Annotated in this window: 19 protein-coding genes and 5 tRNA genes; 11 read left to right on the top strand and 13 right to left on the bottom strand. The window is 52.1% G+C overall.

Annotated features, from left to right (window positions below):
• Window positions 1–77: 77 nt before the first annotated feature.
• The 6 genes from prmB (at window position 78) to CPA45_RS13180 (ending at window position 7,223) form a co-directional block, all read left to right on the top strand.
• Window positions 78–1,037 carry a 50S ribosomal protein L3 N(5)-glutamine methyltransferase gene (gene prmB / locus CPA45_RS13205; RefSeq protein WP_096652104.1) on the top strand — a complete coding sequence of 320 codons (960 nt, stop codon included), beginning with the start codon at window positions 78–80 and terminating at the stop codon, window positions 1,035–1,037.
• A 13-nt stretch (window positions 1,038–1,050) separates the two neighbouring features.
• Entirely contained in the window at window positions 1,051–2,142 is a 1,092-nt protein-coding gene (gene aroC, locus CPA45_RS13200) for a chorismate synthase (protein WP_096652101.1), read from the top strand.
• 58 nt (window positions 2,143–2,200) lie between these two features.
• Complete coding sequence (locus tag CPA45_RS13195; protein ID WP_096652098.1) at window positions 2,201–2,596, top strand: hypothetical protein; 396 nt, start codon at window positions 2,201–2,203, stop codon at window positions 2,594–2,596.
• Window positions 2,597–2,724: 128 nt separating this feature from the next.
• The gene (locus CPA45_RS13190; RefSeq protein WP_096652095.1) at window positions 2,725–3,150 is read left to right on the top strand and encodes a phasin family protein; all 426 of its coding nucleotides are present in this window, start codon (window positions 2,725–2,727) and stop codon (window positions 3,148–3,150) included.
• Window positions 3,151–3,256: 106 nt separating this feature from the next.
• On the top strand, window positions 3,257–5,110 hold the full coding sequence (gene phaC, locus CPA45_RS13185) for a class I poly(R)-hydroxyalkanoic acid synthase (protein ID WP_096652092.1): 1,854 nt from the start codon (window positions 3,257–3,259) through the stop codon (window positions 5,108–5,110).
• A gap of 736 nt (window positions 5,111–5,846) precedes the next feature.
• Window positions 5,847–7,223: a metal-dependent hydrolase family protein gene (locus tag CPA45_RS13180; RefSeq protein ID WP_208858511.1), complete on the top strand. Its 1,377-nt coding sequence runs from the start codon at window positions 5,847–5,849 to the stop codon at window positions 7,221–7,223.
• A 14-nt stretch (window positions 7,224–7,237) separates the two neighbouring features.
• Here the strand turns inward: CPA45_RS13180 and lnt are convergent, their stop codons facing one another.
• The 5 genes from lnt to miaB all read right to left on the bottom strand — a co-directional run bounded on the left by lnt (window position 7,238) and on the right by miaB (window position 12,738).
• Window positions 7,238–8,695 (bottom strand): apolipoprotein N-acyltransferase, encoded by a 1,458-nt coding sequence (lnt, locus tag CPA45_RS13175; protein WP_096652086.1) that lies wholly within the window; start codon window positions 8,693–8,695, stop codon window positions 7,238–7,240.
• A gap of 39 nt (window positions 8,696–8,734) precedes the next feature.
• Window positions 8,735–9,619, bottom strand: coding sequence for an HlyC/CorC family transporter (locus CPA45_RS13170; RefSeq protein WP_096652084.1), 885 nt, complete (start codon window positions 9,617–9,619; stop codon window positions 8,735–8,737).
• A gap of 130 nt (window positions 9,620–9,749) precedes the next feature.
• Window positions 9,750–10,211, bottom strand: a complete 462-nt coding sequence (gene ybeY / locus CPA45_RS13165; RefSeq protein WP_096652082.1) for an rRNA maturation RNase YbeY — start codon at window positions 10,209–10,211, stop codon at window positions 9,750–9,752.
• On the bottom strand, window positions 10,211–11,308 hold the full coding sequence (locus CPA45_RS13160; protein WP_096652080.1) for a PhoH family protein: 1,098 nt from the start codon (window positions 11,306–11,308) through the stop codon (window positions 10,211–10,213). The genes ybeY and CPA45_RS13160 overlap by 1 nt, the downstream gene beginning before the upstream one ends.
• An 86-nt stretch (window positions 11,309–11,394) precedes the next feature.
• Window positions 11,395–12,738, bottom strand: a complete 1,344-nt coding sequence (gene miaB, locus CPA45_RS13155) for a tRNA (N6-isopentenyl adenosine(37)-C2)-methylthiotransferase MiaB (RefSeq protein WP_096652078.1) — start codon at window positions 12,736–12,738, stop codon at window positions 11,395–11,397.
• A gap of 205 nt (window positions 12,739–12,943) precedes the next feature.
• On the opposite strand from miaB, the gene CPA45_RS13150 reads away from it, so the two are divergent.
• The 4 genes from CPA45_RS13150 (at window position 12,944) to CPA45_RS13135 (ending at window position 13,949) form a co-directional block, all read left to right on the top strand.
• Window positions 12,944–13,019: transfer RNA gene (locus tag CPA45_RS13150), tRNA-Asn, on the top strand.
• A gap of 64 nt (window positions 13,020–13,083) precedes the next feature.
• Window positions 13,084–13,159 (top strand) — tRNA-Asn (locus CPA45_RS13145).
• Window positions 13,160–13,198: 39 nt separating this feature from the next.
• A tRNA-Asn gene (locus tag CPA45_RS13140) sits at window positions 13,199–13,274 on the top strand.
• Between the two features lie 312 nt (window positions 13,275–13,586).
• On the top strand, window positions 13,587–13,949 hold the full coding sequence (locus CPA45_RS13135; protein WP_096652076.1) for a metalloregulator ArsR/SmtB family transcription factor: 363 nt from the start codon (window positions 13,587–13,589) through the stop codon (window positions 13,947–13,949).
• A 126-nt stretch (window positions 13,950–14,075) separates the two neighbouring features.
• On the opposite strand, the gene CPA45_RS13130 is transcribed toward CPA45_RS13135, so the two are convergent.
• Window positions 14,076–16,160 carry a carboxy terminal-processing peptidase gene (locus tag CPA45_RS13130; protein ID WP_096652075.1) on the bottom strand — a complete coding sequence of 695 codons (2,085 nt, stop codon included), beginning with the start codon at window positions 16,158–16,160 and terminating at the stop codon, window positions 14,076–14,078.
• A gap of 138 nt (window positions 16,161–16,298) precedes the next feature.
• On the opposite strand from CPA45_RS13130, the gene CPA45_RS13125 reads away from it, so the two are divergent.
• The gene (locus CPA45_RS13125; protein WP_096652073.1) at window positions 16,299–17,603 is read left to right on the top strand and encodes a M18 family aminopeptidase; all 1,305 of its coding nucleotides are present in this window, start codon (window positions 16,299–16,301) and stop codon (window positions 17,601–17,603) included.
• A 66-nt stretch (window positions 17,604–17,669) separates the two neighbouring features.
• Here the strand turns inward: CPA45_RS13125 and CPA45_RS13120 are convergent.
• From CPA45_RS13120 to ispE, 7 genes are all read right to left on the bottom strand, one after another.
• Window positions 17,670–17,746: transfer RNA gene (locus CPA45_RS13120), tRNA-Met, on the bottom strand.
• A 60-nt stretch (window positions 17,747–17,806) separates the two neighbouring features.
• Window positions 17,807–18,898: a redox-regulated ATPase YchF gene (gene ychF / locus CPA45_RS13115; protein ID WP_078086960.1), complete on the bottom strand. Its 1,092-nt coding sequence runs from the start codon at window positions 18,896–18,898 to the stop codon at window positions 17,807–17,809.
• Between the two features lie 95 nt (window positions 18,899–18,993).
• On the bottom strand, window positions 18,994–19,575 hold the full coding sequence (gene pth / locus CPA45_RS13110; RefSeq protein ID WP_096652071.1) for an aminoacyl-tRNA hydrolase: 582 nt from the start codon (window positions 19,573–19,575) through the stop codon (window positions 18,994–18,996).
• A gap of 171 nt (window positions 19,576–19,746) precedes the next feature.
• Complete coding sequence (locus CPA45_RS13105; RefSeq protein WP_096652069.1) at window positions 19,747–20,376, bottom strand: 50S ribosomal protein L25/general stress protein Ctc; 630 nt, start codon at window positions 20,374–20,376, stop codon at window positions 19,747–19,749.
• 95 nt (window positions 20,377–20,471) lie between these two features.
• The gene (locus CPA45_RS13100) at window positions 20,472–21,413 is read right to left on the bottom strand and encodes a ribose-phosphate pyrophosphokinase (RefSeq protein WP_192930590.1); all 942 of its coding nucleotides are present in this window, start codon (window positions 21,411–21,413) and stop codon (window positions 20,472–20,474) included.
• Window positions 21,414–21,471: 58 nt separating this feature from the next.
• Window positions 21,472–21,546, bottom strand: a tRNA-Gln gene (locus CPA45_RS13095).
• Between the two features lie 31 nt (window positions 21,547–21,577).
• The gene (gene ispE / locus CPA45_RS13090; RefSeq protein WP_422822036.1) at window positions 21,578–22,399 is read right to left on the bottom strand and encodes a 4-(cytidine 5'-diphospho)-2-C-methyl-D-erythritol kinase; all 822 of its coding nucleotides are present in this window, start codon (window positions 22,397–22,399) and stop codon (window positions 21,578–21,580) included.
• Between the last annotated feature and the right edge of the window lie 24 nt (window positions 22,400–22,423).

Genomic DNA, 22,423 nt, shown 5'->3' with positions numbered 1-22,423 from the left:
ACAGTGGCCACGCTGCTGTGAACCGAGCGGCGTCAAAGGTACAATCCTTCTACGAACTTATTACGCCCGGAGCCGCCGTGACTACGCATCTCAATGATGAGACCTCCCACTCAACGCTTTTGTTGCCAGACTCAACGCTACTTAGCGATCTTTTAACACTGCGTGACTATCTGCGCTGGGTGACCAGCGAGTTCTACCTGGCGGGGCTGCACTATGGACACGGCACAGAATCTCCCTGGGATGAGGCGGTAGCGCTCTGTTTAGGCGCGCTGCACCTGCCGTGGAATGTTGATCCCGCTGTACTAGACTCACGACTTTTGCCCATTGAGCGTGAACGTATTATTCGCCTGGCACGTGAGCGGGTGACTAGCCGGCGACCGCTACCCTACCTGCTAGGTGAAGCTTTCTTTGCTGGCTACCCCTTCAGCGTAGACGAACGGGTGTTGATTCCACGCTCGCCTATTGGCGAACTGGTTGAAGATGGCTTTACCGCTTGGTTCCCTGAAGAGCCGCCCGCTAGCGTGCTGGATTTATGTACCGGCTCTGGCTGTATCGGCATTGCCACTGCCCTGGTGCTGCCTACCTGCGAAGTCGCTTTGGCAGATATTAGCCAAGATGCACTGGCTGTTGCCCGAAAAAACATAACCCGCCACGATGTAGGCGACCGGGTACGGGTGGTGGCATCTGATGTGTTTAACGGCCTGGAAGGCCAGCGTTTTGACTTGATTGTTTCTAACCCGCCCTACGTGGATGCCCGTGATTTAGCCACCATGCCCGCTGAGTTTCGTCATGAACCGGCGCTAGCGCTAGGTGCAGGTAGTGATGGGTTGGATATTGTGCGGCGCATTCTACGTGATGCGCGGCAGCATTTAACCGACGAGGGTTGGCTGATTGTTGAAGTTGGCAACTCTGACCGCCATGTAGAGGCCGCTTTCCCCGATGTGTCCTTTATCTGGCTTGAATTCGAGCGTGGCGGCCAGGGTGTATTTGCCTTGAGCGCCGCTGAACTCGACGCCCATGCGGCGTCTTTTGCGTGAGGAATTAACGCCCATGTCTGGCAATACGTTTGGCAAACTATTTACTGTGACTACGTTTGGTGAGAGCCACGGCCCTGCCTTGGGCGCCATTGTTGATGGCTGCCCTCCGGGCATTCCGATCAGCGAAGAAGATTTGCAGGGTGATTTAGATCGCCGTCGCCCTGGCAGCTCTCGCCACACTACCCAGCGTAAGGAGCCTGACCAGGTCCGAATTCTGTCTGGCGTCTTTGAAGGTAAAACTACCGGCACCTCGATTGGTCTGTTAATTGAAAATACCGACCAGCGCTCTAAAGATTACTCAAAAATCAAAGATCAGTTCCGGCCTGCCCATGCCGACTATACCTATCATCATAAGTATGGTCACCGGGATTACCGCGGTGGTGGTCGCTCCAGCGCACGGGAAACTGCGATGCGCGTTGCCGCTGGCGCTATCGCTAAAAAAGTTTTGGCAGCTCAAGGTATTCAAATACGCGGCTACATGAGCCAGTTGGGGCCAATCAAAATCGACTTTAAAACCTGGGATGCGGTAGGTCAGAACGCATTTTTCTGCCCTGACCCGGATAAAGTCGCTGAGCTTGAAGCCTATATGGACCAGTTGCGTCGAGACCAGGACTCCGTAGGTGCAGAAATAACCGTAATTGCTGATGGCGTGCCGGTGGGGTTAGGTGAGCCGGTATTTGATCGTTTGGATGCTGATCTAGCGCACGGTTTAATGAGTATTAATGCGGTAAAAGGGATCGAGATTGGTGCAGGCTTTGGCTCTGTCGCCCAGCGTGGTAGTGAACACCGCGATGAGATGACTCCAGAAGGGTTTCTCTCTAACCACGCAGGCGGCGTGCTGGGTGGAATCTCCAGTGGTCAGCCAATTGTGGCTCGCTTGGCACTTAAGCCGACGTCGAGTATTACCACGCCAGGACGCTCAATTGATGTGCAGGGGCAGCCGGTTGAAGTGATTACTAAAGGCCGCCATGACCCTTGTGTGGGCATTCGGGCAACCCCGATTGCTGAGGCAATGATGGCGATTACGCTGCTTGATCACTGGTTACGCCACCGTGGTCAAAATGCCGATGTTAGCGTTGATACGCCGCGGTTAGTTCAGCGATAACAAACGGTAGGGGAGGTGGTTCACTGCTACACTCAATAAAAATGGTAAGGAATCGCCTATGAAAATTAACGTTGAGTTTGACCTGACGCCGGACGAGTTTCGGCAGTCATTAGGGCTGCCCGATGTTGAGGCATTTCAGCAAAGCTTGTTGGAAAATATTCAGCGGCAAATGGAGTCTGGCGTAGAAGGCTACGATCCAATGAGCTTGATGCGGCCCTTCTTGCAGCAGCCGATGATGCAGCAAGGGCTTTCTCAGGGGCTTGCTAACTTTGGTACCTATCAACAGATGATGCTGGATATGCTGCGCCAAGCAGGTTCCAGTAACAGCGGTAGCAGCGATAGTGATACAAACAATAACGAAAACAGTAAAGAAGATGCCAGCAAAAGTACCACGAGTGAGAGAGGCAGTAAGGCGAAGACAACTGCCTCTTCTCGCTCTCGGGCAAAAGGGTAAGTGGTAAGGGCACTTAAGAGTGTTGCAAAGCAGCATGCCAGCGGCTACTCTTTTTGCAGTGCAGCAATGCGCAGTGTGACGAGCCACTCTAGGCTCAAGCCAAGGAACGAGAGACAGGAGCAAACACAATGCAAGATAAAATAATGGACGCTTTCAATACTCAAACCCGCCAGATGTTTGAGCCAATGCGTCAAATGAATTCGCTAATGCTCAACAATATGGAAAAGCTGACGCAATACCAGCTAGAAGCAATGAAGCGTTACAGCCAAATGGGTACCGAGCGTATTCGTAGTGCAACTGAAATTAAAGACGCAGAAAGCCTGCGTGATTTTGGTACTAAACAAGCTGAAATGATGAACGAGCTATCCCAGCAAATGCAGGAAGATGCTCGTGTGATGGGCGAAATGAGCCTACAGTTTAAATCCGAAATGGAAAAGCTGTTCAGTGAAGCTGGGCAGAAAATGAGTGAGCAGGCATCCTCCGCTGCTACATCCTCTGCTGCTAAAAGTGAGCAGCCCGCGAAAGCTTCCAGCCAGGCTTCGCGCAAAAACTAAACGTAGCAGTGTTCGCGGCGCCTTTTAGGCGCCGTGTTGTTATGATTGTTATGAATGTTGCCTGGGCGAATGCTACGCCACATAAGCAGGCTAGGGGAGAGCGAGTATGCAGTCAGGGTGGAAAATGCCGTCTCAAGGTATGTCTCAAGATGATATCGAGGCATGGAAGGCGCAAATTAGCGATATCGGTGAACAGTATAGAGGTCTGCTTGAGGACTTGCTGTCGCGGATAGCACCCAGTGAAGCTGCAGACTCCATCTATAGCGATATGCGCGAAAGCTTTGAAGCGGCCGCGAAATCGTTAATGAGCGACCCTAACTTGCTATGGCAGACACAATCACGACTGCTGCAAGATCAGTGGCTGCTTTGGCAGCAGGGAGCTCGCGCTATGGCTGGCGAGCAGGTAGCACCCCTGATTACGCCCCATAAAAGCGATCGCCGCTTTAAAGACGACGCATGGACTCAAGAGCCCTACTACTTAGCAATTATGCAGCAGTACCTGCTATTTTCGCAGATGGTAGAGGAGCTAATCGAAGAGCTGGATACGCTAGATCCCACCCATAAGCGTAACTTGGCTTTTTATGCCCGCCAGTTGGTTAACGCTATGTCGCCCACTAACTTCGTCTCTACCAACCCTGAAGTTATGCGACGTACACTGGAAACCCGTGGGCAAAATCTAGTGGATGGCCTCACCCGTCTGCGGGAGGATCTGGCCAATTCAGCAGAAGGCATCAACGTCCGGATGACTGATCGTAGTGCCTTTGGTGTTGGCGACAATATTGCCATTACCCCAGGTGCGGTGGTTTACGAAAATGAGCTAATTCAGCTGATTCAGTACACACCAACCACGGAAAAAACCTTCAAAACGCCCCTTTTGATTGTGCCGCCGTGGATTAATAAATACTACATTCTTGATTTACGGGAAGATAACTCGCTGGTGAAGTGGATGGTAGACCAGGGGCATACCGTATTCCTCATTTCTTGGCGTAACCCTGGCCCCGAGCAGTGTGATATTACTTGGGCTGACTATATGCAGATGGGCCCGATCAGCGCAATGGAGGCGATTGAAAAAGCCTGCGGTGAGAAGTCAGTTAATTTGTTGAGCTACTGTGTGGGCGGCACGCTAACAGCGTCTACCGTGGCTTACCTCACCAGTACCCGACGTGGCCGTAAAGTGAAGTCAGTGACCTATATGGCGACGCTGCAAGACTTTCGTGACCCAGGTGATATAGGCGTATTCCTTAACGAGCGCGTTGTTGCTGGGATCGAACAGACGTTGCAGGTGAAGGGCTATTTAGATGGCCGTTCAATGGCCTATACCTTTAATTTATTGCGTGAAAACGATCTTTTCTGGTCGTTCTATATCAATAATTATCTTAAAGGGGAAATTCCTGCAGCCTTTGACTTATTGTACTGGAATACTGATGGAACTAATTTGGCCGCAGGCACCCATGCCTGGTACCTACGCCATATGTACCTGGAAAACCGTTTAGTAGAGCCAAGTGGTATTGAGTTGGATGGGGTCAAAATCGATCTGCGCAAGATATCCGCCCCATGTTATTTTGTGTCGACCAAAGAAGATCATATCGCTAAGTGGAATAGCACTTACTATGGCGCATTATTACCAAAAGGGCCGGTGACGTTTGTGCTGGGTGGTTCTGGTCATATTGCTGGTATTGTGAATCCACCTAGCAAAAATAAGTATGGCTACTGGACGAACGATACGCTGCCTGAGACCCATGAAGAATGGCAAGAGGAGGCAACCTTTAATGAGGGCTCCTGGTGGCCACACTGGCAGTCATGGGTGACTAAAAATGGCTATGCTGACCCTGATCCAGAAAAAATGGTGCCCGTGCGGCAGCCAGGAGAGGGTGGATTAAGCGTTATCGAGAGTGCCCCTGGGCGCTACGTGAAAATGACTATTCCCGAAGTACTAGGTGAGATCCCAGCATCTCAATAAGCAGCTAGCTATTAGTGGTACCTTTGAATTGTTAAATAAAGGGCGGTGGGTGGTGAGCGTAAGGAAAAAACCTTACGGTACTATCCACTGCCAGTTGTGAGCTGGCAGTATCTTCCGCACTAAACTCCCCATACCAGAAGCGCCTGATTAGCCTGTTATTTTCAATAGCGCTACAAGTATTTCCAACTGCCTACAGCATGCATAAACCAAGCAGTATGCTGATTGCCCGCCCGGTGCTGGTGAATGGCGTGCCCATACAATTAACCGCCAAATATCTCTGTGTGCCGGGTTTGACTGGAATCAGAGTAACTAAGTTGTGTATTACAATTGCTAATGTCGTTTGGGTGCTAAATAAAATAAACGGATAAATGTTTGCTAATTAATCGTGGGTATTCCGTTGGTCTTACTCAGTAGCTTTGGGAGTTTATGTTGGCTGACTAGTTTTTATTGAAATTTTTCGATAAAGCAGCTGTTATGTAAGTGTCTGATAACTTCTCTGATAAGTGCGCTATATAATCGCTTGCTGGCCTGTTGGATATATTGCTCAGTGTGAACCAATGTAAGATTTACTTATCCTGAAGCGAGTTGCTTGTGCTCCCTTCTTTTAAACGAGGCTTTAACCATGCCGCCTACCGCCCGTCCTTTATTTTCTCCAGTACTAAATACTCACACTCATCACAGCCACGGTCCCTGTTGCTGTGGTTCACCGATTTTGCAGCGTTTCCATGAGCGCGTCATGGCGGAAATCACACGGCGACAAATGATCGGTGGGGCGGCAGCGGTAATGGCACTTTTTGCAGGGCTTCATGTACCTTTTGCTGTCGGGCAGCAGTCAAAGGCTGGTAATGATGGCCCCGTACTTTTAACCAACCTAAAGCTTTTTGACGGCCATGGTGGCCCATTGCGCGACGGAGTGTCTGTTCGGATAGACAATGGGCGTATTGACGCGATTCTTGATGATGGGAGTGAAGCGAAAGGAGAAGACGTTATCGACTGCGGTGGTCGCGTCTTGATGCCTGGGTTAATTGATGCGCACTGGCATACAACCTTAGCCGCTATTTCTCAAATGGAGGCAATGACCGCTGATATAGGCTATGTACACCTTGTGGCTGCTAGAGAAGCAGAGCGGACGCTTATGCGTGGTGTCACCTCTGTTCGTGATGTGGGAGGGCCCTCTTTTGCTCTCAAGCGCGCCATTGATGAAGGTATTGTTAATGGACCTCGGATATTTCCTGCAGGAGCAATGATTTCGCAAACGTCGGGGCATGGTGATTTCAGAATGCGCCATGACATTCCTCGCGGTAACACAACGCCGCTAAGCGAAGCAGAGCGCCAAGGTGTAGCCATGATTGCTGATGGTGAAACTGAAGTGCTTAGGCGTACTCGTGAGCAGTTGATGCTAGGCGCCTCTCAAATCAAACTGATGGCTGGTGGCGGTGTTGCATCACTTTATGACCCGTTAGACAGTACCCAGTTTACCGAGCGGGAGCTGCGTGCCGCGGTTGAAGCTGCTGATGATTGGGGCACCTATGTGATGGTGCATGTGTATACACCCCGAGGCATTCAACGAGCTCTGCGTGCCGGTGTTAAGTCGATCGAGCATGGCCAGCTGGCCGATGAAGAGAGCGTGCGAATGATGGCAGGAGAGGGCGCTTGGTGGAGCCTTCAGCCTTTCCTACAAGATGAAGATGCCAATGTTTATCCAGATGCTGCGCGGCGTGAATCCCAACGCCAAGTAGCTGAAGGAACGGTTCGTGCTTATGAAATGGCGCAGCGTTTTAATGTCAAAACCGCCTGGGGGACTGACATTCTCTTTAGCCCTCAAAATACACCTAACCAGCTACGCCACTTGGCTAAGTTAACGCGCTTTTATGATCCGCTTACGGTGCTGGCAATGGCAACTGGTCACAACGGCGATTTACTGTCGCTCTCAGGACCACGTAACCCTTACCCAGGTACTATTGGACGTATCGAACCTGGGGCGTTGGCTGATCTATTGGTCGTTGATGGTGATCCAAGCCAACGTCTAGATTTTCTTACCGACCCCGAGCGTAATTTTCGAATGATCATGAAAGGCGGTCGAATTTATAAAGATGAGCTAACCAGAAATTAAGGCGTAGCTGGTCGTTAGCGCCGACGAGCTAAACCTGGCAACAGTAGTAAGCCGGCGAGTAACCATGCAGGCCAGCTGCCGGTGCGGGTGAATGGTGTTAACCCTTCCATGGCGTAGAATTCACCGGTCAAAAAGGTGGTTTCGAACTGCGGAGCGCGATCAACAAGTTCGCCTCTTGGGTTAATAATTGCAGTAATACCATTGCTAGTAGCACGTACCACATAGCGGCCATTTTCAAGCGCGCGCAGGCGAGCCATTTGTAAGTGCTGGTGTGGCCCTATCGACGCGCCAAACCAGGTGTCGTTAGAGACAGTGACAATAACTTCGCTATCTACCGCGCGGCGCGCCACTAGCTGTGGGTAAATGATTTCGTAGCAAATAGCGTTACCAATGCTAACGCCTGCAGCCTGCATAGGCGCCTGTGCGGAAGCACCTTTAGTAAAGCTCGACATAGGTAAGTCGAAGAAGTTGATAGCGCCACGTAATACACTCTCCAGCGGAAGATATTCACCAAAGGGTACCAAGTGCTCTTTTTGGTAACTGCCTTCCACATTACCGACCCCAATTACGCTATTAAAATAGCGATTTTGCTCATCCAGCTGAACGATGCCGGTCATTAGGGCGACATCTAGCGGCAGGGTGGACTGAACCCGTTCAAGTACAGGTCTGGCTTGGTGCTCCATCATAGGTAGCGCAGTTTCAGGCCACAGGATGAGGTCAACGTCGTCGGCAACTTCGCGGGTTAAATTGCTATAGGTATTGGCCGCCACTCGCTGACCATCAGGCGTCCACTTTAGCAACTGAGGTAGATTGCCTTGTAATAACGCGACACGGGTAGGCTCGCTAGCTGGTGTGGTCCAGTGGTTGGGTAGGGCAAGTGGAGCGAGCCAGATAGCCGCCAGGGGCAGTACCGCCCACCACTGGCGGCGCAGTAGCTCTGCCCCTAACGTACCTGTTAATACAACAAGGAGTGAAAGTAGGTAAACACCACCGATAGGAGCCCAGCTGGCGAGCGGTGAGTCGACATGGCTAGATCCTATCAGGAGCCATGGAAAGCCGGTAAACAGGTAAGTGCGTAGCACTTCCCCTAAGACCCAGGCGCCCGTAAAGGTGAGTAGTGCCCAGCGGGGGCCAAAAAAACGCCGATAGAGCCAAAAAGTACCTGCAAAAAAGAGCGCTAATACCGCCACAAACAGTGCGGTAAGAAACACTGCGAGGGGCATACCGGTATAGCCATAATCATGAATAGAGACATATACCCAAGAAGTCCCGCTACCAAACAGCGCCACGCCATATAGCCAGCCTTTCAGCGCGGCTTGTGCAGGGCTTAACGTGTGCAAGCCAATATATAAAAGACCAATAGCTACTGGCCCTAGCCACCATAGCTCAAAGGGGGAGGCAGTTAGTGTGGTAAATCCGCCTGCAATAAGGGCAGCCAGCAGCTGTAGTGCAAAAGAGGGCATCAACCCCATGGTGATATCCTATCGATAGGTGTGATGTAAACAAGTAGGTTAGTTGTTGCCTGTGTCTTCGCTATCAGAGCTCTTATCTGGATACGCTTCAAGTAAGCGGATACGACGATTATCGGCATTGAGTACCACAAAACGCCAACCGCCAAAACAAGTATGCTCGCCACGTCCAGGTAAGTGGCCGAACTGCTGCATAACAAGGCCGCCAACGGTATCGAACTCACCATCAGAGAACTCGGTGCCAAAGCGTTCGTTAAAGTCTTCAATGGGGGTTAAGGCGCGAATAGCAAAGTGGCCATTTTCCAGTGTACGAATATCGTCCTCTTCATCCGTGTCATGCTCATCCTCAATGTCACCGACAATTTGCTCCAGAATATCCTCAATCGTCACAATGCCTGCGGTACCACCGTATTCGTCCACCACAACCGCCATGTGGTTATGGGTATCACGAAACTCTTTGAGCAGGCTATTCAGGCGTTTAGACTCAGGGATAAACATAGCGGGACGTAGCACATCTTCCAGCTTAAAAGCATCGCGATGCTCTTGGGACTGAGACAGCAGGGGAAGCAGGTCTTTAACTAGTAAAATGCCTTTAATATCGTCAAGGTTCTCACCAATGACTGGATAACGTGAGTGGCCGGTTTCCTGTATGAGCGGCAGATAGCCATCGCTGGTTTGATCAAGTGCAATTGCTGAGACCTGAGAGCGCGGAATGAGGATTTCACGGACCTGTTGGTCGCTAATTTCAAGTGCGCCCTCAATAATCATAATGGCATCTTGATCAAGCTTCAGTTTGCCTGCGGTGTGGCGTAAAAACGTCATCAGCTCATCTCGCGAGCTGGGTTCGTCATTGTCTCCAGAAAGGGCGCTAAAGAGTTTCTCGAGCCAGGATTTTTGATTAGGGTTGCTCGATCTGTCTTCGCTCATTGCGTCAAATCTCTCATTGTTACGGGCAAATATATTAGGTGTGGCGAGTTATAAGCAGGTAGCTTGCTGTTTTATCACTGCGCGGCATTATCCACCACCTTAAAAAGCAGTTATTGCTCAGGGTAACAGCTTATGCATGATAAGGATCAGGAATGTCCAACGTAGCTAACAGCTCACGTTCAAGTTGCTCCATCTCCTCTGCTTCCTGTTCATCAATATGATCGTACCCCATTAAATGCAGGGTGCCATGAATTACCATATGGGCATAATGATGAGTAAGTGACTTTTGCTGCGCGCAGGCCTCTTGAGCAACGACTGCATGGCAAATAATCAGGTCACCCAGCAGGGGGAGGTCAATACCTGGCGGGTTCTCGAAGGGAAAAGACAGCACATTAGTAGGCTTGTCCTTGCCACGATAGTCTCGGTTAAGCGCTTGGCTTTCGCTATTATCTACGAAGCGAATGGTCAGCTCTTTACGTTCATCGTCTGGATGGCGCGAAAATACGCAGCCCACCCAATGGGTGAGCTGCTCAAGGGTGGGCAACTGCTGCTCATTAATTGCGGTTTGGCGATCAATGATGATATTGCTCATTATGATGCGTTCCCTGAATGGCCAGAAGAGCGCTCATAAGCATCGCGGTGCTGAATGCGTGCTTCACGCTCCTGCTGGCGAGTCTCGCGACGCGCGCGCTCTTCCACTTCCTGCTGGGATTCAAACTCGTCATAGGCTTCGATAATGCGCTGTACCAGCGGATGCCGCACCACATCTTTGGCGGCAAAGTGGGTAACCCCAATCCCAGGTGTCTCTTTCAGTACGTCTAGCACCTGAGACAAACCGGAGCGTTGCCCACGGGGGAGATCCACCTGGGTTATATCGCCGGTAATTACCGCTGTTGAGCCAAAGCCAATTCGGGTCAGGAACATTTTCATCTGTTCCGGCGTGGTGTTTTGGCTCTCATCCAGAATGATGTACGAGTTGTTCAGCGTGCGTCCACGCATATAGGCCAGCGGTGCAATCTCAATCACCTGCCGCTCAATCAGTTTGGCAACTTGTTCAAAACCGATCATCTCGTACAGCGCGTCATACAGCGGGCGTAGGTAAGGGTCGATTTTCTGGGCAAGATCGCCGGGTAAAAAGCCGAGCTTTTCACCAGCCTCCACCGCCGGGCGTACGAGTAGAATACGGCGAACTTCCTGCTGATTAAGTGCTTCCACGGCGGCTGCAACAGCCAGGTACGTTTTACCAGTACCAGCAGGCCCAATGCCGAAGTTGATATCGTGCTCGCGGATACTCTGCACATAGCGCTGTTGGTTTAAACCCCGGGGCTTGATCATGGTGCGCGGAGTGCGCATCACCACCTCGTCGCCACTGTTTTCGCCATCATCCTCTTCTTCTAGCGCTTCCAGGCCAGACTCTTGAAGGAATAGGTGAACCGTATCGGCCTCAAGCTCCTCTGCCGCAGTTTCGCGGTAAAGATGTTCAAGTACGTTAGCGGCGGCTTTAATGCGGTTGGCGGCACCGGCTAGTTGGAAGATATTGCCACGATTGCGCAATGTCACGTCCAGGCGGCTCTCAATCAGCTTCAGATGCTCGTCCTGTTGGCCGCATAGGCTAGCAAGCCGCTGCGGATCATTGGGTTCAAGGCTTAGGGTGATAATGCGATTGGCCTGAGGTGATGGCTGGCTCAAGAGTAGGGAATCCGTTAGTTGATGTATGTGAGTCTCAGCTTACTGCCCCGGCTCGGCCGGGGCAATTACCTAGGATAAGTGAATAATTAATAACGCTCAGCAGAAACAAGTTCACCACGCAGCGAATTGGGCAGCGCTTCGGTAATTTCTACGTCGACAAAGTGGCCGATTAGCTCGGTAGGGTTGGCCGCACGGAAGTTAACCACGCGATTGTTTTCGGTGCGTCCTGAGAGCTGGCCTGGATCTCTTGGAGAGAAGCCAGACACCAGAATCCGCTGCGTGCTGCCTACCATGCGCCGGCTGATTTGTGCCGCTTGCTGAAGAATGCGCTCCTGTAAAATAGCTAGGCGCTGTTTCTTAACGCTTTCCGGCGTATCGTCTGCCAAGCCTGATGCTGGCGTACCTGGGCGAGCTGAGTAAACAAAGCTGAAAGAGTGATCAAAGCCGATGCGGTGGATCAGATCCATCGTCGCCTCGAAGTCTTCTTCGGTTTCGCCGGGGAAGCCGATAATAAAGTCAGAAGAGAAACTGATGTCAGGGCGGTTAGCACGAATCCGCTCCATTTTTTCGATGTACTCTTCGGCAGTGTGGCCACGCTTCATTGCGCTCAGTATACGGTCTGACCCAGATTGCACCGGCAGGTGCAGGTGGCTGACCAGCTCTGGAATATCGGCAAAGGCGTCCACCAGGCTGTCAGTGAACTCCACCGGGTGCGAGGTGGTAAAGCGGATACGATCTATGCCGTCTACCGCGGCCACGCAGGCAATCAACTCGGCAAGATCAATCTCATCACCGTCGTCATTACTACCACGGTAAGCGTTGACGTTTTGCCCCAATAGGTTGATTTCGCGCACACCTTGATCAGCCAGGTGAATGACTTCATCCATCACTGCCTCAAAAGGCCGGGATACCTCTTCGCCACGAGTGTAAGGCACTACGCAAAAAGTGCAGTATTTCGAGCAGCCTTCCATGATTGAAACGAATGCCGTTGCGCCATCAGACTTTGGCTGTGGCAAGTGGTCAAACTTTTCGATTTCGGGGAAGGTGACATCCACCGCTGCAATTTGGTTATTGTTGCGAGCGTCAAGCATCTTCGGCACGCGGTGGAGCGTTTGCGGGCCGAAAATCATATCCACAAAGGGTGCGCGTTTACGCAGAGCTTCGCCTTCCTGGCTAGCCACACAGCCACCTACACCAATGACTAGGTTGGGGTTGGCGTCTTTAAGCTTTTTCCAGCGCCCCAACTGATGGTAGACCTTATCCTGCGCCTTTTCGCGAATTGAGCAGGTGTTCAGCAGAATGACATCTGCTTCTTTCTCGTTATCGGTCAATTCCAGCTGGTGAGATTCGCCGAGTAGGTCCGCCATACGCGAGGAGTCGTACTCGTTCATTTGGCAGCCGTGCGTTTTGATGAAAAGCTTCTTCGCCATCGGTACCTGTCGTCTATGGGTCGTCGGGGGGACGAGGGATGAATGAAAACGTAGTAATAGAAAAACGCAGTAATAAGCAGCTTAATGCGCTGCCGTTGAATGGCTGCATTATACGGGCACAAGAAACCAGGGGCTAGCATTCACCTAGAAACGATACTTGACCCGAGCGTTTCTATCAGTATACTACGCACCGTGTTTGAGCAGTTCCTCGATAGCTCAGTTGGTAGAGCAAATGACTGTTAATCATTGGGTCGCAGGTTCGAGTCCTGCTCGAGGAGCCAATACATTGCCAAATAAGTGGTGGTGTCAAGGCTCTGTTTAAAACATAAAGGCAATACGTAATGTTCCTCGATAGCTCAGTTGGTAGAGCAAATGACTGTTAATCATTGGGTCGCAGGTTCGAGTCCTGCTCGAGGAGCCATATTGCTGTTCTGCTGTATTTACCTTACACGGTAAACATTCCCCGATAGCTCAGTTGGTAGAGCAAATGACTGTTAATCATTGGGTCGCAGGTTCGAGTCCTGCTCGGGGAGCCATTTAATTCGTGTTAGATCTCTGCTTTGAAAGCGCCATTTTCACAATGTCTGTTTTCACCTTCCTGTTTTAAGATCCCGTGTTTTTATAGCGTTCCCATTTATATTTTCTCAATTTTTTATATTTTCTCCATTTATAGCTTACCGACTTTACAGCTTGCCGATTTTATAACTGGCTGGCTTTCTTGTGCTACTCCTTTGTATCGATCATAACACCTGCTGCCGAGTGGTGCCTTGGGTGTTTTTTTGTGCCTTACCGTTAGCCGTTTCAGTAGCGTAAACTATATCTATCATTCACTGGTTGGGAAGGGTGTCGTGGGTAAAGCGGCTAGCCTGCAAGCGTTGCAGGTGTTGAAGTGTTTAAGCGACGAAACGCGCTTGATGCTGGTTCTCTTGATTGCTAAGGAGCAGTCGCTGTGCGTCTGTGAGATGACCTTTGCACTGGAAGAGTCGCAGCCGAAAGTGTCGCGCCATTTGGCTCAGTTGCGTCAGTGTGGGTTGCTGAGTGATCAGCGGGAAGGGCAATGGGTGCACTACCGCTTGGCGCCTCAGCTGCCTGAGTGGGCGCAAACTATTATCAACGCTGCTGCTGTGGGTAGCGCGGTGCGCGTAGATAAGCTCCACCAGCGACTCGCTAAAATGGGAGATCGGCCAGCGCGTCGAGCTGTGCTCTGTTAGTTAAATACATAAAAAGTTAGTTAAGTGCATAAAAAGTTAGTTAAGCGCATAAAAACGCCAGCCTGTCATTAAGCGTGAACAGGCTGGCATTAGTGGTGCGCTTACCTACATTGATGGGGAGGCGTGTTAGCGTCTGGCCATCCGCTGTATATTTTGTAGGTGAGCATAATCAAGTAGAATTTCGGCGGCCTCTAGCACGTGAGCACGATCAACGGGCATTTCGTCGTTGTTATCGTCCTCGTCAGTAGCGTCAGGCTCGCTGCCGTCGCCTCTAGCATCCATCCACTCCTCTAGCTCTGGTAGGCTCAGGGCGCGTCGACGTTGGTTTTCAAGGGATAGTTGCTCTGCCTCCTGTGCATCTAGCTCACGTTGGCGCTGCTCGCGGTTAAGGCTCACGCTGGTATGCTGCTCGCGTAGTTGGCGGGCAAGCGTAGACTGGCGCTCCAGGTAGCGGAAATTGGGGTTCTGCTCAGCCCGGGTTTTATGCTGTGTAATCAGTGTGGCTAGGACGTCCTCAGGGGAGCCGTAGCGGCGGTACTGAACGTTTTGCACTGTGTCCCTGGCTAGTGCGTTATCCAGGCTACTTTCGCCAATGCGATCAGGGTCGATTAAGCTCGGGAAAGTGATATCCGGCTCGACACCGCGGTTCTGGGTGCTGTCGCCGGAAATGCGGTAGAACTTGGCGCGAGTCAGCTTAATCTGCCCATGGCTCAAGTCGTTTAAGGTCTGTACCGTACCTTTACCAAAGGTGGGGGAGCCCACGACAATGCCGCGACCATAGTCCTGAATTGCACCTGCGAAAATTTCCGAGGCAGAGGCAGAAAGGCGGTTTACCAGTACGGTCAACGGGCCATCGTAGAGTGTTCCTGCCTCCGTGTCGCCGTAGAGCTGAATGCGGCCTTGGGCGTCACGTACCTGCACGGTAGGGCCACGATCAATAAATAGGCCAATTAGTGAGTTGGCTTCCTGTAGCGCGCCACCGCCGTTGTTGCTCAGGTCAAGTACAATGCCCTCAATACCCTCTTTTTTGAGGCTTTGTATCTCGCGGGCAACATCGCGAGTGGTACTGCGGTACCCCTCTTCGCCGGCCTGCCAGGCATCAAAATCTACGTAAAAGGTGGGAATACTAATAACGCCGATGCGGTGAGGTTCGCCATCGCGCAGTACTTCGATTATTTCGCTACTGGCCGCCTGGTCCTCCAGGCTTACCGTGTCGCGAGTAATTTCGACAATCTGCGAGCGGGTCATGTCTACTGCTTGGGCAGGCACTACATCAAGGCGCACCACGGAGCCTTTCGGGCCGCGAATCAGATCCACCACGTTATCTAAGCGCATGCCTATAACGTTGACCATCTCGCCATCTTCTTGGCCAACAGCAATAATGCGGTCGGCCGGCTCCAGCACACCTGCACGGTCGGCAGGGCCGCCGGGCACTAAGCTGGATACTTTGACGTATTCGCCATCGGCTTGTAGTAGCGCGCCAATACCTTCTAGGGAGAGGCTCATTTGAATATCAAAAGACTCGCCCTGGCGGGGGGAGAGATAGCCTGTATGAGGGTCGATGGTGCTGGAAACTGACGCCATCAATAGCCCAAAGACATCCTCAGATTCTGTTTGGCGAATACGCTTGAGCTGCCCTTCATAGCGTTGGCGTAAATTAGCTTCAATTTGCTCATCGTCCTGGTCTGTTAAGGCCAGTGTGAGAGCATCATTTTTCAATCGCTTACGCCATAGCTCATCCAGCTCGCTGTCGCGGGTGGCCCAGGGGGCTTCTTCGCGATCAATTTCTAGGCGTTCATCACTTTCAAACTCGAAGGTGAGTCCTTCATCCAGGCGCTCAAGAAGCCATTCAAGACGCACGATATGCCGTTCGCTCAGGCGGTTGTAAAGCTCAAAGGCATCGTCTAGATTGCCCTCGAACAGCATTTCCGCCATGCTGCTTTCCAAATGACGGTAGGGCTCGATATCACGGCTTAGAAGGTAGCTCCGTTGGCCATCTAGAATGTCTAGATAGCGCTGGAAAGCTTCCTGAGACCACTGCTCGTCGAAGGTAATATCAGCATAGTGGCCATAACGGAGCGAGTCCGCAATTTCCACTGCCGCTTGGCGTTGTTCGTCGGTCGGCGCAAGTTGCGCCAGCGCTGCCGGGCTGGTAATGACCAGCATCACGGCAAGGGCGACCGAGCGCGAAAGCGTTGCAAACAAGCTCATCAGTCAAGCTCTCCCGGATTTGTGTAAACTCATTCTTCCCTAGACTCGCAGATGGCCTATGAGTTGCGTAGGCCGAGGGAGCATTGTAGCAGGTCATTTCGCCTGTGAGACTCAATCATTACAGTTATGAGGATTTCCATGTCCGAAGCTTTCAACGCAGAACGTTTAACGCGGCTATGTGATTTTCTGCGTCAGTCGCCTACACCATGGCATGCAACACGCTGTATGTCGCAGCGTTTAGAGCAGGCGGGCTTTCAGCGTTTAGATGAGATGGCGAGCTGGCAGCTGGAGTCGGGAAAGCGCTACTACGTGACGCGTAACGACTCCTCTGTTATTGCCTTCCAATTGCCTGATGGCCAGTTAACCAGTCTACGTATGTTGGGTGCCCATACTGACAGTCCTGGGCTGCATTTGAAGCCTAATGCGACTCAGTATGCAGCTGGCTGGATGCAGTTAGGCGTACAGGTGTATGGCGGGGTGCTGTTGTCTCCTTGGTTTGATCGTGACTTGGGCTTGGCGGGCCGGGTTCATGTACGCCATGCTGATGGGCGTTTAGAAAGTGTGTTGTTAAATGTTGATCGCCCTATTGCGATGATCCCCAGTTTGGCAATTCATATGGACCGCGAAGTGAATGCCGGGCGGGTAATTAACCCGCAAACCCAGATGTCGCCGGTGCTAATGCAGAGTGATACTTCTCAACTAAACGATCTGATTGGTCAGTGGCTTGAGGAGCAGCATGGCCTGCGTGCCGTAGAGGTAGTGGATTTTGAACTGGGTTTCTATGATGTTCAGCCGCCATCGTTGGTTGGTCTGCGTCAGGAGTTGGTTGCTAGTGCCCGGCTGGATAATCTGTTGTCCTGCTTTGTCGGGTTAGAGGCGTTGCTCGAGAGTGATGCAAGTCAGGGTGCTTTGCTGGTTGCCAATGACCACGAAGAGGTGGGCAGTGCCAGCGCTTGTGGTGCCCAGGGGCCATTTTTGGGTGATGTGCTCAAGCGTTTAAATGCTCAAGTGGGAGGTGGCTCTGAAGAGTCGCTGATTCAGTTGATTCAGTCCTCGTTGATGATCTCCTGTGATAATGCCCATGCACTGCATCCAAACTTTCAGGATAAGCATGATGAGCGCCATGGTCCTGCAATTAACGGCGGCCCTGTGATTAAAGTGAACGCTAGTCAGCGTTATGCCACTAACAGTGTCACAGGGGCGCTGTTCCGTGATGTGTGCCGTGAAGCGGGCGTGCCGGTGCAGACGTTTGTGACTCGGGCGGACATGGGGTGTGGTAGCACGATTGGGCCAATTACCGCGACGGAAGTAGGTGTGCCAACAATTGATGTTGGGCTTCCGCAGTGGGCGATGCACTCCATTCGTGAGACTGCAGGTACAAAAGATGTCGATTACTTAACTCAGGCGCTAACGGTGTTCTTGAACCGTCGTACGCTGCGCTAGTGAGGCTGTAAACAAAAAGGCCGCTGACAGTGTCAGCGGCCTTTCAATATTCTGTCTATATTCGTTTGGTGGCTACGCCCTGATTTGAACAGGGGACCCCATCATTATGAGTGATGTGCTCTAACCAGCTGAGCTACGTAGCCATTCAACGGGGGCGAATGATACTCAGTGTTTAGCTGCCCGTCAAGTTTTTATTGTGATGGTTAAACGTTAAAGCGGAAATGGATCACGTCGCCATCTTTCACGATGTATTCTTTGCCTTCTAAGCGCCACTTGCCGGCATCCTTGGCCCCTTGCTCGCCGCCAAGTGAGACGAAGTCGTCATACGCGATGACTTCTGCGCGAATAAAGCCTTTCTGGAAATCCGTGTGAATGACGCCCGCTGCTTCCGGTGCGCTAGCGCCTTGCTTAACTGTCCAGGCGCGTACTTCTTTCACGCCAGCAGTAAAGTAGGTCTGCAGGCCTAGGAGGGCGTAGCCTGCACGAATTACACGGTCTAATCCCGGCTCTTCCATGCCCATTTCGGCTAAGAACATGCTGCGCTCTTCGTCGTCCAGCTCGGCAATTTCTGCTTCTAGCTGATTACATACTGGCACGACCACCGCGCCTTCTTCAGCGGCAATCTCTTTGACGATATCTAGGTAAGGGTTGCTCTCGAAACCATCTTCATTGACGTTGGCAATGTACATGGTGGGCTTGAGTGTTAAGAACCCAAAGCTCTTTACCTGGCGCTTCTCATCGTCTGAGAGGTCAAAGCTGCGCAGTGGCTGACCTTCAGCTAAGTGAGGCTGGATTTTATCTAGCACTGCCTTGGTGGCGATGGCATCTTTGTCGCCGCCTTTCACGGACCGAACCAGGCGCTGGCTGGCTTTCTCAACGGTATCTAAGTCGGCAAGCGCTAGCTCAATGTTGATGGTTTCGATGTCTGCGCGTGGATCGACCTGGTTGGCGACATGGATAACGTTATCGTTATCAAAGCAGCGTACTACATGGGCGATAGCCTGGGTTTCGCGAATATTGGCCAGGAATTTGTTGCCTAGCCCTTCACCTTTGGAGGCGCCGGCCACTAAGCCTGCAATATCCACAAACTCCATCGTGGTCGGCAGCACTTTTTGTGGCTTGACGATCTCGGCAAGCTTATCAAGGCGGGGGTCAGGCATTGGGACGATGCCTACGTTGGGCTCAATGGTGCAGAACGGAAAGTTTTCTGCATCAATGCCTGACTTTGTTAGTGCATTGAAAAGCGTGGATTTGCCTACGTTGGGTAGACCGACGATGCCACAGTTAAAGCCCATAAGTTACTTCCTGGCCGCTGGGGCGGCGCCATTAACGAGGCGCTTGCCCAAATTGAAAAAGAAGGTGCTAAAAGCGTGTACTTTTAAGTGTGCCGCTATTTTACGCTATGCAGGCGGTTCATGGCTTTGGCCCATTCGCCGGATAGCGCAAAAGGTAGAGTAGCTTGGCACTCGTCCAAGGCGCGTTCAATGGCTTCTTGCTCGACTTTCCCAGGGCGGCCAAGCACATAGTTAGTGACCTGGCGTGCTTCGCCGGGGTGGCCGATGCCAACGCGAACGCGGTGAAACTGGTTTTGGTTGCCTAACGCGCTAATGATATCGCGTAGGCCATTATGACCACCGTGGCCGCCGCCAGTCTTATAGCGGGCTTGCCCCGGAGGTAGGTCCAGTTCATCGTGAACAACTAGCAGGTTTTCGGGCGCTAGCTTAAAAAACTGAACCAGCGCTGCCACCGCAGCACCGCTGCGATTCATAAAGGTGGTGGGGTTGAGCAGGTGTATGTCCTGTTCGCCAATGCGTGCTTTGGCGTAGAGGCCCAAAAACTTTTTCTCAGGACGAAGCTCTGTATGGGCGCTGCGGGCAATGGCATCCACCAGCCAAAAACCAGCGTTGTGGCGTGTGGCTTCATACTCTGGACCGGGGTTTCCTAGTCCGATAATGGCCGTTACCTGGCTCATTTTCCCGCCTCCAAAACGTCTGGGAGAAATTTTGACATCGTGTCAGCGGCTGGCAGGCCGCAAAAAAAATCAAGCGCCGAGGCGCTTGATTTTAGCATTCTTGGGCAATGAGGGTAGCCCAAGCTCAGCACTGCTTGGTGGAGTAATCCACAAGGTGCTGACTACCAGAGCTTATTCAGCGCTGGCTTCTTCTTCGCCTTCTTCTGCATCGCCGCCGCGCACTTTCACTTTGGTGATACTAAGAACGGCATTGTCATGCTCTTCACCGTGGGACAGGTCAACAGAAGTGACGCCGGCCGGCAGGGTCAGGTCAGACAGGTGCAGGGTTGTGCCCAGCTCAACTTTGCTGATGTCAACTTCCAGGAAGTCAGGAAGGTCTTTCGGCAAACAGCTGATAGCCACTTCGTTAGCCAGGACGTGCAGTTCGCCGCCTTGGTCTTTGATGCCAACACACTTCTCTTCATTAAGAACGTGCAGCGGCACGTTGATAGTGATGGCGTGAGTAGCATCAACACGCATGAAGTCAGCGTGAGTAAGAAGCGGTTTGAACGGGTGGCGCTGCAGATCACGAACAACCACTTGCTCTTCTGTGCCGTCGATAACCAGGTTGATTACCGAAGAGAAGAAAGACTCGTCTTCAATTGCTTTGTAGAACGCAGTTTTTTCTACAGAAATTGACTGCGCACCTTTAGTACCGCCGTATACAACGGCCGGTACTTGTTGGTTCGCACGACGCAGGCGGCGGCTCGCACCTTTCCCCAGGTCGTTACGAACGCTGGCTTTCAGGATAAAATCAGACATGTAATTTGCCTCTTGGTTTAAGTAAGGAAACATCGCCGACCGCGACCAGGCGACGACGCTTCCAGGGCCCATTAGGGGGCTGTAACGTCAGACGATTAGTGGAACATCGCGCTAACGGATTCCTCGTTGCTAACCCGGCGGATCGCTTCCGCAATCAGTCCGGCAACGCTCAGCTGGCGAATTTTCCCACTCCGGCGTGCATAGTCAGAGAGTGGGATAGTGTCGGTCACGACAACTTCATCCAGCACAGAGTTCGTGATGTTGTCGACCGCAGGGCCAGACAATATCGGGTGTGTGGCATAGGCCACGACGCGTGCAGCGCCGTGGTCTTTTAATGCTTCGCCGGCTTTACATAGCGTGCCAGCAGTATCAATCATGTCATCGACGACCACGCATGTGCGGCCTTCGATTTCGCCAATAATATGCATGACTTGGGCTTGGTTAGCCTGAGGGCGACGCTTATCAATAATTGCCAGGTCAGCGTTTAACTGCTTGGCAATAGCGCGAGCGCGAACAACGCCACCTACATCGGGCGATACCACTACGAGATCGTCGTAGTTTTGGCGCTCAATGTCGTCAAGTAAAATGGGCGAGCCGTAAACGTTATCAACCGGCACGTCGAAGAAACCCTGGATTTGGTCAGCGTGCAGATCCATGGTCATAACGCGATCAACGCCGCCTTTCACCATCATGTCAGCGACAACTTTTGCTGAGATGGGAACGCGGGCGGAGCGTACGCGACGATCTTGGCGGGCATAGCCAAAATAAGGAACTACCGCGGTAATTCGAGCGGCTGAGGCACGACGTAATGCGTCGACCATCAGGATCAGTTCCATCAGGTTGTCATTCGTAGGTGCACAGGTGGATTGAAGGATGAAGACATCCTTACCACGCACGTTCTCATTGATCTCGACCGCGATTTCGCCGTCGCTAAATTGACCAACCGTCGCATTACCCATACGGCTGTCTAAGCTCTCGGCAATCTTTTGAGCGAGTTCGGGATTGGCATTCCCGGTGAAAACCATCAATTTTGACACGCGCAGCCACCTTTGCAGTGTTGGGGATCAGGGGAGAAAACGCAGATCATAATTAGGTTGGCTGGGGTACCAGGATTCGAACCTGGGAATGCCGATACCAAAAACCGGTGCCTTACCACTTGGCGATACCCCAGCAATAAACCTAATGCGATGACCGGGCGCTTTCAGCAGCCCAGAGCATCTTGTAGGGGGGAAGCGTTGAGTCCGCGTGCTACCCACGCCTGCCAGTGCTGATGCTTCTGTTGATGCATCAATCCAGCGACAGTAGTTTGTGCGGCTTGCTGTGAATCAAAGGCCGCAAACAAACAGGCGCCGGTACCGGTCAGTCGACTAGGTGCATACTGCGCGAGCCAGTCAAGGGCTACCGCAATGGGCGGGTAGCGTTTTTTGACAGTAGCTTCGCAGTCGTTACGCCACTCTGACGCTCCCCCCTGCAATGCGCGCGCCATAGTAATGGGGTGGCTGTCGCGTGTCAATTCTGGGTCTTGGAAGATGGCTGGTGTCGCAACACTTACGCTGGGGTGAATGACCACAAACCAGGGGGTGTCTAGTGTCACTGAGGTGAGTTTTTCACCTACACCCTCTGCCCAGGCACTATGTCCATGCACAAAGACGGGGACGTCAGCACCTAAAGTAAGCCCAAGCCTGGCTAGCTCAGCCTTGGTAAGGCCAAGCTTCCATAAATGGTTAAGCCCCATCAGCACCGTTGCCGCATTAGAGCTCCCGCCACCGAGGCCACCACCCATGGGCAGGTTTTTGTCAATGCTAATAGATGTGCCTAAGCGCGTACCGCTTGCTTGCTGAAGAAGCCTAGCCGCTCGCACAATCAGGTTGTCATCGTGGGCGACGCCGGTAATAGCGTTGGTAAGCTCAATGACGCCGTCGTGGCGAGGTGAAAAGTGAAGCTGGTCGCACAGGTCGATAAACTGAAAAATGGTCTGCAGTTCGTGGTAGCCGTCTTGACGACGGCCCACAATATGCAACATGCGATTTAGCTTCCCGGGGGAGGG

Source organism: Vreelandella nigrificans (assembly GCF_002374315.1).
GTDB classification, from domain to species: Bacteria; Pseudomonadota; Gammaproteobacteria; order Pseudomonadales; family Halomonadaceae; genus Vreelandella; species Vreelandella nigrificans.
Note: the sequence above shows the minus strand (reverse complement) of the source record. Positions and strands in the feature narration are given on the sequence as shown.